Annotated in this window: 17 protein-coding genes and 1 tRNA gene; 4 read left to right on the forward strand and 14 right to left on the reverse strand. The window is 54.2% G+C overall.

Annotation, left to right across the window (positions count from 1 at the left end; genetic code table 11):
* Window positions 1-28 precede the first annotated feature (28 nt).
* From BM279_RS15645 to BM279_RS15695, 11 genes are all read right to left on the reverse strand, one after another.
* Window positions 29-1,375 (reverse strand): type II secretion system protein GspD, encoded by a 1,347-nt coding sequence (locus BM279_RS15645; RefSeq protein ID WP_093505205.1) that lies wholly within the window; start codon window positions 1,373-1,375, stop codon window positions 29-31.
* A 6-nt stretch (window positions 1,376-1,381) separates the two neighbouring features.
* A complete protein-coding gene (locus BM279_RS15650; protein ID WP_093505207.1) occupies window positions 1,382-2,482 on the reverse strand; it encodes a zonular occludens toxin domain-containing protein in 1,101 nt (366 codons plus the stop codon).
* Window positions 2,483-2,491: 9 nt separating this feature from the next.
* Window positions 2,492-2,872, reverse strand: coding sequence for a hypothetical protein (locus tag BM279_RS15655; protein WP_093505210.1), 381 nt, complete (start codon window positions 2,870-2,872; stop codon window positions 2,492-2,494).
* Window positions 2,872-4,311 (reverse strand): hypothetical protein, encoded by a 1,440-nt coding sequence (locus BM279_RS23210; protein WP_143103602.1) that lies wholly within the window; start codon window positions 4,309-4,311, stop codon window positions 2,872-2,874. The genes BM279_RS15655 and BM279_RS23210 overlap by 1 nt, the downstream gene beginning before the upstream one ends.
* A gap of 20 nt (window positions 4,312-4,331) precedes the next feature.
* On the reverse strand, window positions 4,332-4,634 hold the full coding sequence (locus BM279_RS15670; protein WP_093505216.1) for a hypothetical protein: 303 nt from the start codon (window positions 4,632-4,634) through the stop codon (window positions 4,332-4,334).
* A 284-nt stretch (window positions 4,635-4,918) separates the two neighbouring features.
* Window positions 4,919-5,272 carry a hypothetical protein gene (locus tag BM279_RS15675; protein ID WP_093505218.1) on the reverse strand — a complete coding sequence of 118 codons (354 nt, stop codon included), beginning with the start codon at window positions 5,270-5,272 and terminating at the stop codon, window positions 4,919-4,921.
* A gap of 393 nt (window positions 5,273-5,665) precedes the next feature.
* Complete coding sequence (locus tag BM279_RS15685; RefSeq protein ID WP_075933356.1) at window positions 5,666-5,863, reverse strand: hypothetical protein; 198 nt, start codon at window positions 5,861-5,863, stop codon at window positions 5,666-5,668.
* Window positions 5,863-6,015 carry a hypothetical protein gene (locus BM279_RS23410; protein WP_167363156.1) on the reverse strand — a complete coding sequence of 51 codons (153 nt, stop codon included), beginning with the start codon at window positions 6,013-6,015 and terminating at the stop codon, window positions 5,863-5,865. Before BM279_RS23410 ends, BM279_RS15685 begins: the two co-directional genes overlap by 1 nt.
* Window positions 6,016-6,018: 3 nt before the next feature.
* Window positions 6,019-6,336: a lysogeny maintenance protein PflM gene (pflM, locus tag BM279_RS23775; RefSeq protein ID WP_167363157.1), complete on the reverse strand. Its 318-nt coding sequence runs from the start codon at window positions 6,334-6,336 to the stop codon at window positions 6,019-6,021.
* 3 nt (window positions 6,337-6,339) lie between these two features.
* On the reverse strand, window positions 6,340-6,564 hold the full coding sequence (locus tag BM279_RS15690; protein ID WP_093505222.1) for a hypothetical protein: 225 nt from the start codon (window positions 6,562-6,564) through the stop codon (window positions 6,340-6,342).
* Window positions 6,564-6,728: a DNA-binding protein gene (locus tag BM279_RS15695; protein ID WP_172140312.1), complete on the reverse strand. Its 165-nt coding sequence runs from the start codon at window positions 6,726-6,728 to the stop codon at window positions 6,564-6,566. The genes BM279_RS15690 and BM279_RS15695 overlap by 1 nt, the downstream gene beginning before the upstream one ends.
* Window positions 6,729-6,920: 192 nt before the next feature.
* Here BM279_RS15695 and BM279_RS15700 point away from each other — a divergent pair, with 192 nt between their 5' ends.
* Genes BM279_RS15700 through BM279_RS15710 form a run of 3 tightly spaced genes read left to right on the forward strand, consistent with a single transcriptional unit; the run spans window position 6,921 to window position 8,167 of the window.
* A complete protein-coding gene (locus BM279_RS15700; protein ID WP_093505224.1) occupies window positions 6,921-7,187 on the forward strand; it encodes a DNA-binding protein in 267 nt (88 codons plus the stop codon).
* A gap of 55 nt (window positions 7,188-7,242) precedes the next feature.
* Window positions 7,243-7,566, forward strand: a complete 324-nt coding sequence (locus tag BM279_RS15705; RefSeq protein ID WP_093505226.1) for a hypothetical protein — start codon at window positions 7,243-7,245, stop codon at window positions 7,564-7,566.
* Between the two features lie 28 nt (window positions 7,567-7,594).
* On the forward strand, window positions 7,595-8,167 hold the full coding sequence (locus BM279_RS15710) for a hypothetical protein (RefSeq protein ID WP_093505229.1): 573 nt from the start codon (window positions 7,595-7,597) through the stop codon (window positions 8,165-8,167).
* Between the two features lie 652 nt (window positions 8,168-8,819).
* Here the strand turns inward: BM279_RS15710 and BM279_RS23420 are convergent.
* From BM279_RS23420 to BM279_RS15720, 3 genes are all read right to left on the reverse strand, one after another.
* A tRNA-OTHER gene (locus BM279_RS23420) sits at window positions 8,820-8,918 on the reverse strand.
* Entirely contained in the window at window positions 8,904-9,665 is a 762-nt protein-coding gene (locus BM279_RS15715) for a hypothetical protein (protein ID WP_208604542.1), read from the reverse strand. Before BM279_RS15715 ends, BM279_RS23420 begins: the two co-directional genes overlap by 15 nt.
* Before the next feature lie 128 nt (window positions 9,666-9,793).
* Window positions 9,794-10,201 (reverse strand): GIY-YIG nuclease family protein, encoded by a 408-nt coding sequence (locus BM279_RS15720; RefSeq protein WP_093505233.1) that lies wholly within the window; start codon window positions 10,199-10,201, stop codon window positions 9,794-9,796.
* A 442-nt stretch (window positions 10,202-10,643) separates the two neighbouring features.
* On the opposite strand from BM279_RS15720, the gene BM279_RS15725 reads away from it, so the two are divergent.
* The gene (locus BM279_RS15725; RefSeq protein ID WP_093505568.1) at window positions 10,644-12,524 is read left to right on the forward strand and encodes a site-specific integrase; all 1,881 of its coding nucleotides are present in this window, start codon (window positions 10,644-10,646) and stop codon (window positions 12,522-12,524) included.
* The last annotated feature ends 55 nt before the right edge of the window (window positions 12,525-12,579 follow it).

Below are 12,579 nucleotides of genomic sequence, written 5' to 3' on the forward strand. Positions count from 1 at the left end.
CTGATTTATCTGACGTGTTACAGGGACGTCACCGGGCGCCCGTCGCGCGCCCGGCGGTGTCACGGGCTGCGCCCAAACCACCGCCGGGCAACGCGCCGAACGAAAGATCCATCCACGGCCCCGCATCAGCCGGCATCAGCTCGTTGTGGTTCAGGGCTTGTATGCGGGCAGTTATGAGCACCACTAGGTTGGTGGTACGTACGCGGTTGGATTCGTAGCGAAACGCGCGCCCCAGGTAGGGGATATCGCCGAGGATGGGCACGGAGCTGACAGAGCGATCGGTCTGTGTGGATCGCAGCCCGCCGAGCATTACCCCTTGGCCATCCTTGAGCTGCACCTTCGTGAGGATGCGGCGGGTATTGGTGATGATGTCGGAGGCTCTGGTCTCGTCGGCCACACTTGAAGCCGACTGGCTGACCTGCAGCTCTATCGCATCGGCCGGCGTGATGAAGGGAGTGACCTGCAGGGTTACGCCCACATCCTGGCGCACGATGGTTTGAAACGGATCTGATGCCGGCGTGGAGCCGCTGGTGGTCTTGCCGGTGATAAAGGGAACGTTCTGGCCGACGACGATGGAGGCGGGCTCACGGTTGAGAGTCAGCAACTGGGGCGTGGATAACAGGTTGCTGCTGGAGCTGGAGCGCACCGCCTGCAGGAAGGCCGATATGGACGGGCCGGAGAACGTGAGGCTGAAGCCAAGATCGGAGCGATCAGCCGACCGGATACTGCGCCCCGAGAGGTTGAGGCGATTGGCTGTTGCAGCCGCATTGAGGCCGAGTGCTTCGAAGTCGTTATCGGAGAGCTCAGCCACCACCGCGGTGATTTGCACTTGCCGCCGCGGTCGGTCGATTTCCGTAACCACCTCTTTGATGGCGTCGAGCTGGGGGCGTGTGGCGGTAACGATCAGGGCGTTCGAAGTGGGCGACGGTGTGACGAGTACCTGGCCAGTGGTGTTGTTCTCAGTGTTGCGGTCAGCGCGGGAGGCCAGCACATCGCGCACGGACTGTTCGGCAAAGTCGGACTGAAGGTGTTGGAGCTGAATCACCTCAGTGACCAGGACGGGTGATTCCTGAATCGGTTGCGCGCTGATGCGGATCGCGTTGGGGCTTTTGGAGTAGTGAAAGCCGGACGACAGGACGGCGTTTTCCAAGAGCTGTTCGAGTTCCTGAGGGCCATCGAAGGTGGCGAAGATGGAGATCGGCGCGGAGCGGATATCGGAGCCGACCACCACCGATTTATTGAGCATCACAGCGGCCCACTCTACGAAGTCCTGCAGGGTGGAGTCGTAGAGTTCGATCTTCTCCACGGCAGCGCGGGCCAGGGTTGAAGTGAGTGCGAGCGGCAGCAGTGCCAGGGAGAGCCAGCAACGTTTCATGGCCGATTACCTGTAGACGGTGAGAGAGTCAGTGCCACGCAGCAACCGCACTTCTCGCGGCCCCCGTGGATCGATGGTGATGGCGCGGGACAACAGATCCTCGGAGCGAATGCGCTTGCCGTCGGGATCAACGAACACATAGCGGGCCTGCCCGGACAGGAGCCCATAAGAGGCGATGCGGTAGCCCTCGAACTCTTCAGCCAAGGTGGCTTTTTTCTCTTCCTCTACAGCGGCTGGTTTTTCCTGTACGGCAACGCCCGGTGTACGAATCCAAGCGATGGCCGAGAACACCGGCAGCGAGACAAACAAGGTGATCAGGCCGCCCAGGAAAAAGGCGTTCACCACCCGAGTGCGGCGGAAAAAGATTTTGGTGGTGCGCATGAGAAACCCCAGGTCGCGAGGTGATGCAGGAAGGCGGCGATGCCAGTAGCCGGGCGGGAGCATGGAATACGAGCCTTTGTCGTAGTCCTTGTTGTATTCCTGGGTGGTGTCGTAATAGCTGTAGAACTCTTTGCCCTGATAGAACCAGTCCTCCACCTTGGGCGAGTTGAACTTGGCGCCGTATTTCACGATGGCCTGATGCAGCTTTGGCAGATTGCCTTTCCACATGCCCAGGCTCAGCACGCGCAGCGGCAGGCGGAACACGAAGGGAATCTTCAGCTTGTCCCAGCGGTTGATGTACACCACGTGTTCAGCGATGGATTCGCGGATCTGCTTGTCGATGACGTTGACGTTTTGCACGCACAGCCACAGATCCCAGCGGCGTTTGCGCAGGAACAGGAAGAACTTCAGCAGGTCGGTACGTCCACCCGAGTTCCAGTCGCGGGAGTTGAGCCACACGCCGGCTTCGTCGAGAAAGATCCCACCGAATTTTTCCTCGTCGTAGGTTTCATGGCCGAAGCCCAGGCCGATCAAATCCTCAGCGGATGGCAGATCCGGCAGGCGGACAAGGCGCGAGTACTTGTTATCGGCCCGGCACAGCTTGTCCATTTTCACATCGACGTTGACCGCAACGCGGCGACGGGCTTTGAGGTACTCAAGAATCTTGAGAATGCAAAGCAGGGTTTTGCCAGCACCCAGCTTGCCGGTAACGATATAGACGGCCACGGGCGATCCTCAGGTGTGGATAAACTTTTCGGTGAGGCGGTGTGCCCACATGAAGATCAGCGATTGCAGCCGGGCGAACAGCAAAATGGTGATACCCGCGCTGAGGTTGGACGGCAGAAACATGCGGCCGAAACTGATCAGGTCGGGCGCCATGGCGTTTACCAGACCACCGGCAATGCCGTTGATTGCGGCGGCGAAGGCCATCAGAAGAACGCCGATGGCGGCGATAATCGCGAGGAACAAGACGACCTTGCGAAAGAACTTGGTGATGAACTCGAAAAACGGCGCGATCAGCGGCGTGATAAAGGCCAGCAACCAGCCATTGAGGCGCTTGAACAGGTTGGGGAAGAACTTGCCCAGCCAACCGGTAATCCAGCGAAGCCCAAACATCAGAAGCCTCCTTTCTCAGCTTTAGCGTTTTCCAGCCGCAGACCGGCATAGGCGATGCGCCACACCCCGATAAGGGTGAGCATCCAGATGATCCACTCGAGCAATGGCTTGATACGGCTCAGCTCGCAGGCGTCCAGCCGCAAATTGGTGTGCAACTTGCCGGCATCAATCTTCACGTCGAAGGGCGAACACGACGTGCTACGGGGTAATACGCCGTCGATGATGTAAATGGCCTTATAGGCAGCGGTGCCGGGGCCAAACCACTCGTTGTTAACGATGTTGGAGATGTCCGCCAGGGTGGCGATATCCGAGGCTTCTTGAGCGGCTAGCGTGTCGGTCATGCCCTGGCCGAAGACACCGGCAAAATTGCCGGCAAGTCCTGCAGCAGCTTCGCCAATGCTCTGATCGTCGCCGTCACCTTCCCCGTCGTACTTCTCGCCCAGGGCATCCTCTGCAAACTCTTTGAAGGCATCGCCCAGGTTGCCCAAGGCCTTGCTGATGCCATCGAGCAGGCTGTTGGTCTTGTCGATCTTGGGGCCGAGTTTTTCTTTGTCGCCGTCACCATCACCACCGGGCGTGCCGGGTTCTCCGTCGCCATCACCAGGGCCGTTACCGTCATCGCCTGGATTGTTAGGGTCGGTTGGATCGGTGGGGTCTGTTGGATCAGTGGGATCGGTTGGCGGGCAGACTTCGCCGGTAGATGGGTCGCATTCCTTGGGTGGATCTTTTACGCAGGTAGTGCCTGACCAGCTGTAACCAGGGCCGCAGACCGGAGGCGGATCGCTGGGATCTGGCGGCTCGGTCGGGTCAGTGGGGTCGGTTGGTGGCGTAGTCGGGTCAGTTGGGTCAGTCGGCGGGTTGCCGAGACCGGACGGCGTGTCGCCGCTCTGGCAAACCTGGCCGTTGTAGGTAGCGAGGCCCCAGCAAGCAGAGATGCCTTGATCATTGGTGCCGCACTCGCCAGACCATGCAGCGCGGCAGCCCTCCTGGCAAATGTATTCACCGGGCAGACTGGAGCCACCGTTAGGCACGTTGGCAAAGAAGCTGAAGCGTTGACCGGTAAGCGGCTCACAGTTTTTGGGTGGTTCTTCGCATTGACCGTTAGCAGGGTTGAAGGTCTGACCCGTGGGGCATCCGGTGCCACCACGACTGATCAAGATATCTTCGACTGGTCCTTTGATATCTGGCTGATCAGCTGAGCCGGCATTGAAGTAATAAACACATACGCCAGTAGTCGACGTTCTTACAGAGGCAGATATCGAGGTAATGGATTTCACTTGGTTTTTAACCCAGCTACAGGCGGCAGACGGGGAAGCAAAACGAGGGCTTAACGCGCTGTTGTAGTGGGATTGCCAATAATAATCCTCAGCAAAAACAAACTGCCCCCACCCCATAAGGGTGAGAGCAAGTAGCAGGCGGAGGCCGAAAGCCGTGCGCATCAGTCGACCCCCAACCCTGTTTAGGCGCCCGCAGCGCTGAACACGCGACCGGCGATCTTGAACAGGGCCACACCACCACGGATGACGCCGAACAGCACGGCACCGGCAGCCATCAGGGTGCCGAACGCGAGTGCCAGATCGGTGAAGACTTCGAGCAGCTCAGGCGGGACGGTGATTGCAGCATTGGCGGAACCGGCAGTCAGCGAGGCTGCACCGGCAGTGATCAGAGCGAGCGATTTGCCGCCCAGTGCTTTACCGACACTGGCCTCGTTCTGTACGAGCTGGCTGCCACGAATGGCAGCTTCTTTTTTGCTTTGGTACATGAGTTGTTTCCTCAGTTGGTTGAAGCGTCGACGATTTCCTTCCAGCCCAGCCGGAAGGCCCCCCAGGACACGCCAATCCCGAGAGCACCCACAAAGAGCCCAGCGATAACGAGGTACTGCCCCCAGGTGAAAGCCATAAACCGTTACCTCTGGTGCCCGTGGATTAGGCCAAGGGCGGCGATGGTCACCACGCCTTGAATGAACTGCAGGGCCCAGAGATCACCGAGGGTGACGTTGGCCAGATAGGCGTCGATTCCCATGCGGTGAGCTCCAGGCGGTAAGGGTTAGGCTTTGGCCGGATCGGCAGGCTTGCCGGTGCTGGCAGCAGGCGCGGGGCTCGCCGTGGTGCGGGCTTTGTTGTCCACGGCTTCGATATGCAGGGCGAGGTTCTTGCCCTTGTTCTGGCCGCCGCGGGCCACGTCGAAGGTGATGCGCACCAGTTGCAGGGGCTCGAACTGGGCGCCGGCCATGAACACTTCGTCGGCAGCGTCTTCAGCGATCGCCATGCCGATGATCGACAGGCCGTGTTCGGTCTTGCCGTCCGGTTCGTCGCCGTAGAAGACCTTGGCGTATTTGGTGTCATCAACTTGGGTCATCTGAGTGCCCAGGAATGCAACTTCCATAGTCGAACGTGCCATTGGGTGTTTCCTCTTTTCAGTTGCGCGTAATTGCGCGGTTTTGCCTTTCAGCAGGCCGAGCGAGTCCGTGCAGGTGAACTTCAACGTTCAAAACCTGCAGGTGCTTATCGGTCTACCGGGGGTTAAAGCCGGGTCAGGCGGTGCCTGATCGTTTGTTCACACCAAGGGCCTTGCCCTTGTCATCCCATTTCGCCACCGTCGCCCGCGACTGGCGGTGCGCGCGGTGAACTGGCCGGGTGATCGAGTTGGCCAGTCACGGACGCCGGAGGCGACTGATTCGGCTGCCCACTACGGCGCGGGCAGAACTCACGGCGCAGCAGCAGGAAGGCGAACAAAAGGCCGAGGGTCACGAAGCAGATGACCAGAAGGCAGTACGTGATAACCACAAACAGCTCAGGCGACATACACCACCCCGTGAACGATTGGGCCTTGTAGGGCTTCTACGATTTCCTGCCATTCATCCACACCCCAGTTTTCCGGGATGCCTTTTTCGTTGGCAGCGTCCTGTTGGTGCTGGATGCGGCCCAACTGCTGGCTGGCCAAAGGCAGCAGCTCAGCAGCTTGGGCGACAGTCAGGACGATGCCGGGCATCAATCGGTTTCCTTGCAGGCAGATACGGCCTGCAGCACAGCTTCCGAGGCGACCTGCTCAAGGCTTTGCATGCTGAGAATAGAGAGGATGGCGACCAGAGAGGCGCCCATCACGAAACCGAGCAATACAGGCCAGAACGCTTGATCAGCCATGGCTCAGCTCTCCAACTCGAACAGATCCCAGCGCGGGACGTAGGGCGTTGGCTTGCCGATGTTTTCCACCATGTACCAGTACCGAGGCGGGCGCGGTGTTGGCGAGTGCTGGGGACAGGTAAAGCCCGAGACCCAGCGGTACGTACTGCTCACGTGCAGCCAGTGCCCGTTCACCAGCCGCATTTGGCCAACGACCGGAAAACAGCGAGAGGGGAGGCATTGGGTGCAGCGTGGCGACAGGCTGATAGGCCCCAGTCTTTTGACATAGCAGACAGAGCAGTCGCAGTCCGACCTGTGGGGCTGGTGCAGGTACTTTTGCATCGATCATCTGCCCTCCCCCATGGCTACGCGGAAACCGATAGCGATTGCACCGATAGAAGCGGCAACGATTGCAGCGATGGCCTGTACAGGCACATCGACGACCAGTGCCCAAAGACTTTTGAACAGGTGGCTAAACAGCACGCAGAAGGCGACGTAAGCCGAGAGCCAGAACAGCCAGACGCATAGGTCTTTGAATTGCTGAACAGAGAACAGGGCAGGTGCTTTCATCACTCCCACTCCTCTTCCATGAGCTGCTTGGTCAGCAGTGCAACGTTCACCAGCACGTATTTGCCGATCTTCTTGGATGGCAGGTAGCCGTTGCGAATCCAGCCCCGGACGGTGTCGTGCTCGTTCTCCATGCGAATCCAGTTGGCGAACTCGCGCCATGGCATCACGGGCGGGGCTCCAATCACACGGCTTAAAGTCAGGTCGGTTCCTTCCACAATCTTGCCCTTTGTTGCACTATGAAGGTCTATGTTGGGAAAAATGAACCGGCAATATTTGCCGGTTTCATATTGACGATTATAGGCATGCGTAAAACTATGCCTAGCAATATTTGCCGGTTATTTAGACGAAATCAGAATATGAGAGAACGCATAATCGCTATCCTTGAGCATAAGAAGCTCACAGCGAAGCGGCTCGAAGAGCTCAGCGGGATTGATCGCGAGAAGTGGTATGCGCTCAGGAAAGGCGGCCGAAGGGTCAACGAGGATGACATCAAAGTTATCGTTGATATCGCCCCCGAATACGCCCTATGGCTGGTTAGCGGCCAGATCGCACCCGAGAGTGGCCAGACAAGCCCCGATTACGACGAGGCCAACCGAACCTTGACCGGTCAAAACGCGGGATAGCGATCACTCAGGAAGTAGCTAGGCGCTGGTACGCCCGAAGGGAATCGAGATAGGGATGAAACGGATTATTGCGACAGCGAGCTTAGCCATCTGCATGTCCGCAAATGCGGACTTGTTCGACGATGCAGCCAAGGGCATCGGCGACTACGTTATGAAGCCTATGGCCGACTCCCTCAATAAGCGGGTGCAGCGTTCCCTAGCCGAAGGGAATGGCCCGATGGCCAAGGGCGCCAGAGCTAACCTCAAGCAACAAGAACTCGCCGAGAAAGAAGCGAATCGTGGCGTGCGCCGGTCGGTTAAAGACTGCATGAAACCGGGCAACGTAATCGATGACGACGTACAAGAGTGCGTACAGGGCTATCGAGAGAAAACGTGGTGATTAGCTAGACGCACACAAGGATGAACATATGAAAGCTGACAAGGATGACGCACCTACCTACGTCAGACCGAGCGCCCGCAGAAGCAACATGACAACATGGGTTGTTGCTTCATTCCTGGGCAGCGCCTTCACAGTCGGTCTGCTATACACACTGAGCTCGCTTTATATGCAGGACAAAGTTGATCGGCGAGCGAACACACCTAAGCCAAAGCCAGCTCCCGTTGCAGAAATCACTAGAGCGGCGCCTGCAGAGAAAGACTGGGACAGGATAGTGGAAGAGCAGGCGCGACGAGACGCAATGTCTGAGCAACGATATGAACAGCCCACTGGCTTAGATAGCGACGCCGTCAAACAAACCGTTTTCGACGATAAGAACTACACGCGTAAGGATGCGATAAACCTGATCAACGCCAGAGAATGGGGCTCTGCCGAACCATACGAAGAAACTCGAAAGCACCAAAAAGAGCAAAAGATTCTGGTGATCGGCCAAGAAAACACGACAAAAGACTGGATTTGCTCATACCAAGGAAAGGAAGGAAGCATAAAACAGCGTGACTGCAAATCACGTTACCAGTTGAACAACAGAAATACAGAGCGATAAGAGTTGGGCCTGTTCATCCATATGAAATATTTGAGCGTATTATTAAAAACGCTAGGATGAGTGCGCATCTACCGACATCATTCGCCTCATTTCCGCTAACGCAGAATTCTTCGCTTCGCGAAATTTTATTACGAACTCAGCGGGAGTGTGACCGTCAAGTGACTGGGTGAGAACATTATGTGCCGCTGTGATTGCATTTAAAACCAAGCAATCCATCGACTCGGGGATGTATATCCTGACTTTGTGATAGTGATTCGCAGCAGCTCTGATTTTGTCTCGGTATTCGTTCCACTCACTCGGATTGCGTATAAACTCAGCATATAGCTCGAGCTCTAGCATAATACTGTAAAGACTGGCTAGAGCTTTTGCTTGCTCTGCGTATATACCTCCGAACGAAATATTCATTCTCAGATTTGTTGCTTCTAATCTTGCTTTATATGAGCTTAAATCCTTATCTAGGAAGTGATGAACAAGCGATTTGAAAAGAAATCCAAGAGCGCCAAGGACTATAGAATTAGAAATCACGGCTGCGATTATAACTTCCCATACGCCTTCAGACATATTTGAGCCCCTGCAACCCAGTATGGGAGACCTTTTAATTACGGCGAAGCCGCAACTTAAAAGCTGTCGCTGTATTTGGCATCGTTAGCTGTGGCACACCTGAGACTCGAACTCAGAGCTACTCCTTCATAAACACCCTGAAACAAGGTGCTTATGAAGGGAGTTGCTTTACCAATTAAGCGAGTGGGCCATAAAACTTATCTACAATCTCTGCAGCTTTATCTAAGCTATAGCAATACTGAGAGCGAATATAATTTCTAGCTGACCTTTTTAGTTTTTCGTGATCTTCCCCATACTTTCTCCACTGTTCAAAAGGAACCTTAGAATAGACCATATCCTGCGCCGGTTCAAGTAAACTAGCGATTTTCTCCGTATAATCCAAAAGGAACTGACACCAAAATTTTATATCATGGAAGGAAACACTATTTGGCTCATTTGGAGCCGAGACCATTTGATACCTGGCCCTAATGAAATCAATAGATTCCTTTTTTGATTTAAAGAACTCAACTGCTTTAACTTTATTCTCTTCACTTGGATGCGCTATCGAGTTTCGTAGAATCCTAAAATAATTTATAGAATCAGTTTCGTATCTAAAATGCGTTTTATTATCTGGCAACTTTGTGAAGTTTTTTTCAAGAACTTCTAATGGAGACACCTTTTCAGGTTTCACCCACTCAAATCCAAAAAACTTACACTCGGACTCAATCTCTTCCAAAAACAAGTCAAAGCCACTATAAATCGATACGATTGAAAGCCTGCTCTGGCTATTTAATATTTTCTTGGAAGCGATACCCTCAAGCTTTATTCCTGCTTCTGCAGCTTTCTGAGTCCAGTAATTGTCATCTGCATGTTCGAGCTTTTGAGATTCGAATAGAGAAACATGAACAGCGGCAGCCTGAGAAGTAAGCTCACCAATGAACAGCTTGAAGTTTCTCACGCTCGGAGGTCTATACATAATTATTACAGCTACCGTTTACTTAAGGAACGAGCTTAGTAGGTTGCGGCGAGCAAAACTAGCGTCTTAACCATTTACAGACTGGCCTAAGTCCTACCAGAATTACGGAATTAGGAATTAAATATCTCTTCTATGCTAGCCACTCGATAAGCTATATCCCAATAATCAAAACCATCTTCCACCCGATCAATCAGAACATCAAGGAATATGCTGGCAACGTCATAATTCCTCCGTTCAAAATCATTGAAATAAGGCAGTGGTGCTATTTCAAAAAACTCACGTCGCCCGTTAATTCGATGATCGTCCAAAATAGCGTGAGCTGCTCTTTCGGCAAGCCACTTATCACTTACGCGCCACACATGGTATATATTCATTGGCAAAGCCGTACCAGTGGTGTGGAGTTGCATTCGTCTTGCCGCGGGATTCTTACTGAGCCCAACCTTAATTAAATTATTGTTCAAGGGGTCTCTGAATACATATATGTAGCCAGCTTCCGGGGACTTGGTTTTTCTACTCATGCGGCCTACTTTTGCCTAACTGTTAACTACGCGACAGTGCTGCCGTATAAAATACCCGCTGGTGTCCGGCAACCTTATCTAGTACGTCATTAGGAGACACGCAAAATATCCAGATTTCAGGCGATCTAAGGTGACCTGATGGCTAGACGCTACCCGGCCACCGGAATGCTGTCTAGCTGCGTGTCGAAAAGTGTCGAAATCAACGGGCGATAGAGTGCCCCAACAGGCAGAAGGCATGAGACGAAAGCATTGATTTTGCTGGCGTTGGTCAAGGATAGGCAACAACAGGCACTAGAAAAAAAGGATTCAAATCCCCCCGGCTCCACCATCAACCACACAAGAGCTTGATTTCACAGGCTTTTGTGCTCAGTCTACCGGCCGTTCCTGGCCGGTGTGACACTGAGGTGTGACACTCATGTGGGGCATCGCTTCGGTGCCCACCATGAAACCCTCCCCCTCCTACCTCACACGCAACCGACACGGAACCTTCTACTTCCGCATCGTGATTCCACGACCATTGCGAGCCTTGCTCCATGGCCAGCGAGAAGTCAGGCGTACCCTGAAGACAGACAGCGAAAGGCTGGCGCGTAAGCGTGCCCGGCAATACGTCGCACGCTACGAAGCCATCTTTGACAAGGTAGTGAACATGGTTGAGCGTGATGAACTCGGCCTGACCGAGGCCGATTACAAGGAGCTGATGGAACTCCTCCCTGATACAAAGCCGACGCCGGATTTCTCCAGTCCGCAGGACGAAAACCAATCAGCCGAGCCCATTCTCTCCGAGAAGGAAATCGAGGCTCGCCAGCGCCGCAGGGAAGTAGAGCGCCTACTAACTGGAGCCTATGGCCGCCCAATACCAGCCGAATTAGAGCAGGTGGCGCAACGACTGCTAGAGCTTTCCCGCACCTACCAATCGACAGAGCTACGAGCAATCCTGCCAAAGCTCCGAGATCAGCTGGCGCTAAGCGGTCTTGCCTCGACAGCTCCAGCCTTGATTACACAGAGGCCTGACTTTGATCTTGCAATAGCAAAATGGACTCTCTACGACGTATGGAAACACCAGCTTGAACGGGACAAAGCCGATACCTCAGAGAAGGGCGGGCAAGCAAACCACGGAGGCACCTACGAAGAGAGCGAGCGCCGGGCTCGTGTGATGACCGTACTTACTCAGCACAAGGCCGTATCCCAGTTGACTAAACGAGACTGGCAGGCTGCTTACGACGCTGCGCGCAAGGTAAAAGTCCACGCTGTTGCATCCCTTAACCCCCCAACCCCTATAGATGACCTGACAACTGACACGCCAGAGCAGATGCTTGGGCACGAGGCGACAAGAGCCCTTATCGGCGCCATGAAAGACATTCAAAAGCACGCCGCTAGCATCCTCGATCTAACGACTATCACCCCAGATGAATTAGTCATTAAACCTGTTCAGGAAAGGAAAACAGCTCGCACGCGAGGCGGTAAGGCCTTCACGAACGCGGATATTGAAGCAATTTTTTCCGGCTACATTTATCGCGGAGAACTTCCAGCTAACAGAACCAAAGCGTATCCGTTCTGGTTCTGGCTTCCGCTTGTAGGCTACTTCACCGGCGCCCGCACGAATGAAATCGCACAATTGGATACTGCGGACATTCGAGAGATTGACGGCTATCCGTGCTTCGACTTTTGCCCCGATGCCCCAGGGGCCTTTGAAGCAAAGCGAGTTAAAACAGAGGAAGCGCGGCAGGTTCCTATTCATCCACGACTTATTGAATTAGGCTTTCTTGACTACGTCGAGAGCCAGCGAAGAGCCAAACAGAAAAAGCTCTTTGGGGACGGCCTTGCTTACCTGCCTCCTCGAAATGAAGATCTAGACCACAACAAAGAAGGGTGGGCCAAGAGCGCTAGCAAATTTTTTAACGAAGCACCTAAAGGCTATCTCGTCGAGATAGGCGTACATAAAGCGCATGATGGCAAAAGCCTGTATTCATTTAGACATACTCTTGAGACCAACTTGCGGAACGTTCGACGCGATGGGAAACAGAATGCAGAGCAGCACTTAATTGACTCAATTACAGGGCATGCCACAGAAGAACAGCAAAATACTTTTATAGACAAAACCGTAACAGATGCAATATCCGGGAGAGCGGCCAGGGACATGGGCGGGTTACATTATGATGAAGGCGCCGCAATCAGGCATAAACTGGAAGCACTAAAATTACTCCCCATACCAGAAGCAATTCTGCGATTAACTAGCTATCATGTGGATTTTGTTGAACGCTTTGGCGAAAGGCTTACCAAGAGCATAAACAGCCACCGCCGCAGGCGCCCGCGACTCATATAGCCCAATCAAAGCCCCGCCAAGCAAGCGGGGTTTTTAATGTCCGAAAAAAACCAGA

The organism is Phytopseudomonas straminea, assembly GCF_900112645.1.
GTDB lineage: Bacteria > Pseudomonadota > Gammaproteobacteria > Pseudomonadales > Pseudomonadaceae > Aquipseudomonas > Aquipseudomonas straminea.

Excerpts from the sequence above, each read along its gene's own strand:
- BM279_RS15690 (WP_093505222.1), bottom strand. The coding sequence starts at position 6,564 with ATGAAAGCACCTGCCCTGTTCTCTGTTCAGCAATTCAAAGACCTATGC.
- BM279_RS15695 (WP_172140312.1), bottom strand. The coding sequence starts at position 6,728 with ATGCCATGGCGCGAGTTCGCCAACTGGATTCGCATGGAGAACGAGCAC.
- BM279_RS23210 (WP_143103602.1), bottom strand. The coding sequence starts at position 4,311 with ATGCGCACGGCTTTCGGCCTCCGCCTGCTACTTGCTCTCACCCTTATG.
- BM279_RS15700 (WP_093505224.1), top strand. The coding sequence starts at position 6,921 with ATGAGAGAACGCATAATCGCTATCCTTGAGCATAAGAAGCTCACAGCG.
- BM279_RS15655 (WP_093505210.1), bottom strand. The coding sequence starts at position 2,872 with ATGTTTGGGCTTCGCTGGATTACCGGTTGGCTGGGCAAGTTCTTCCCC.
- BM279_RS15725 (WP_093505568.1), top strand. The coding sequence starts at position 10,644 with ATGAAACCCTCCCCCTCCTACCTCACACGCAACCGACACGGAACCTTC.
- BM279_RS15685 (WP_075933356.1), bottom strand. The coding sequence starts at position 5,863 with ATGCCCGGCATCGTCCTGACTGTCGCCCAAGCTGCTGAGCTGCTGCCT.
- pflM (WP_167363157.1), bottom strand. The coding sequence starts at position 6,336 with ATGCAAAAGTACCTGCACCAGCCCCACAGGTCGGACTGCGACTGCTCT.
- BM279_RS23410 (WP_167363156.1), bottom strand. The coding sequence starts at position 6,015 with ATGGCTGATCAAGCGTTCTGGCCTGTATTGCTCGGTTTCGTGATGGGC.
- BM279_RS15705 (WP_093505226.1), top strand. The coding sequence starts at position 7,243 with ATGAAACGGATTATTGCGACAGCGAGCTTAGCCATCTGCATGTCCGCA.
- BM279_RS15670 (WP_093505216.1), bottom strand. The coding sequence starts at position 4,634 with ATGTACCAAAGCAAAAAAGAAGCTGCCATTCGTGGCAGCCAGCTCGTA.
- BM279_RS15710 (WP_093505229.1), top strand. The coding sequence starts at position 7,595 with ATGAAAGCTGACAAGGATGACGCACCTACCTACGTCAGACCGAGCGCC.
- BM279_RS15675 (WP_093505218.1), bottom strand. The coding sequence starts at position 5,272 with ATGGCACGTTCGACTATGGAAGTTGCATTCCTGGGCACTCAGATGACC.
- BM279_RS15645 (WP_093505205.1), bottom strand. The coding sequence starts at position 1,375 with ATGAAACGTTGCTGGCTCTCCCTGGCACTGCTGCCGCTCGCACTCACT.
- BM279_RS15720 (WP_093505233.1), bottom strand. The coding sequence starts at position 10,201 with ATGAGTAGAAAAACCAAGTCCCCGGAAGCTGGCTACATATATGTATTC.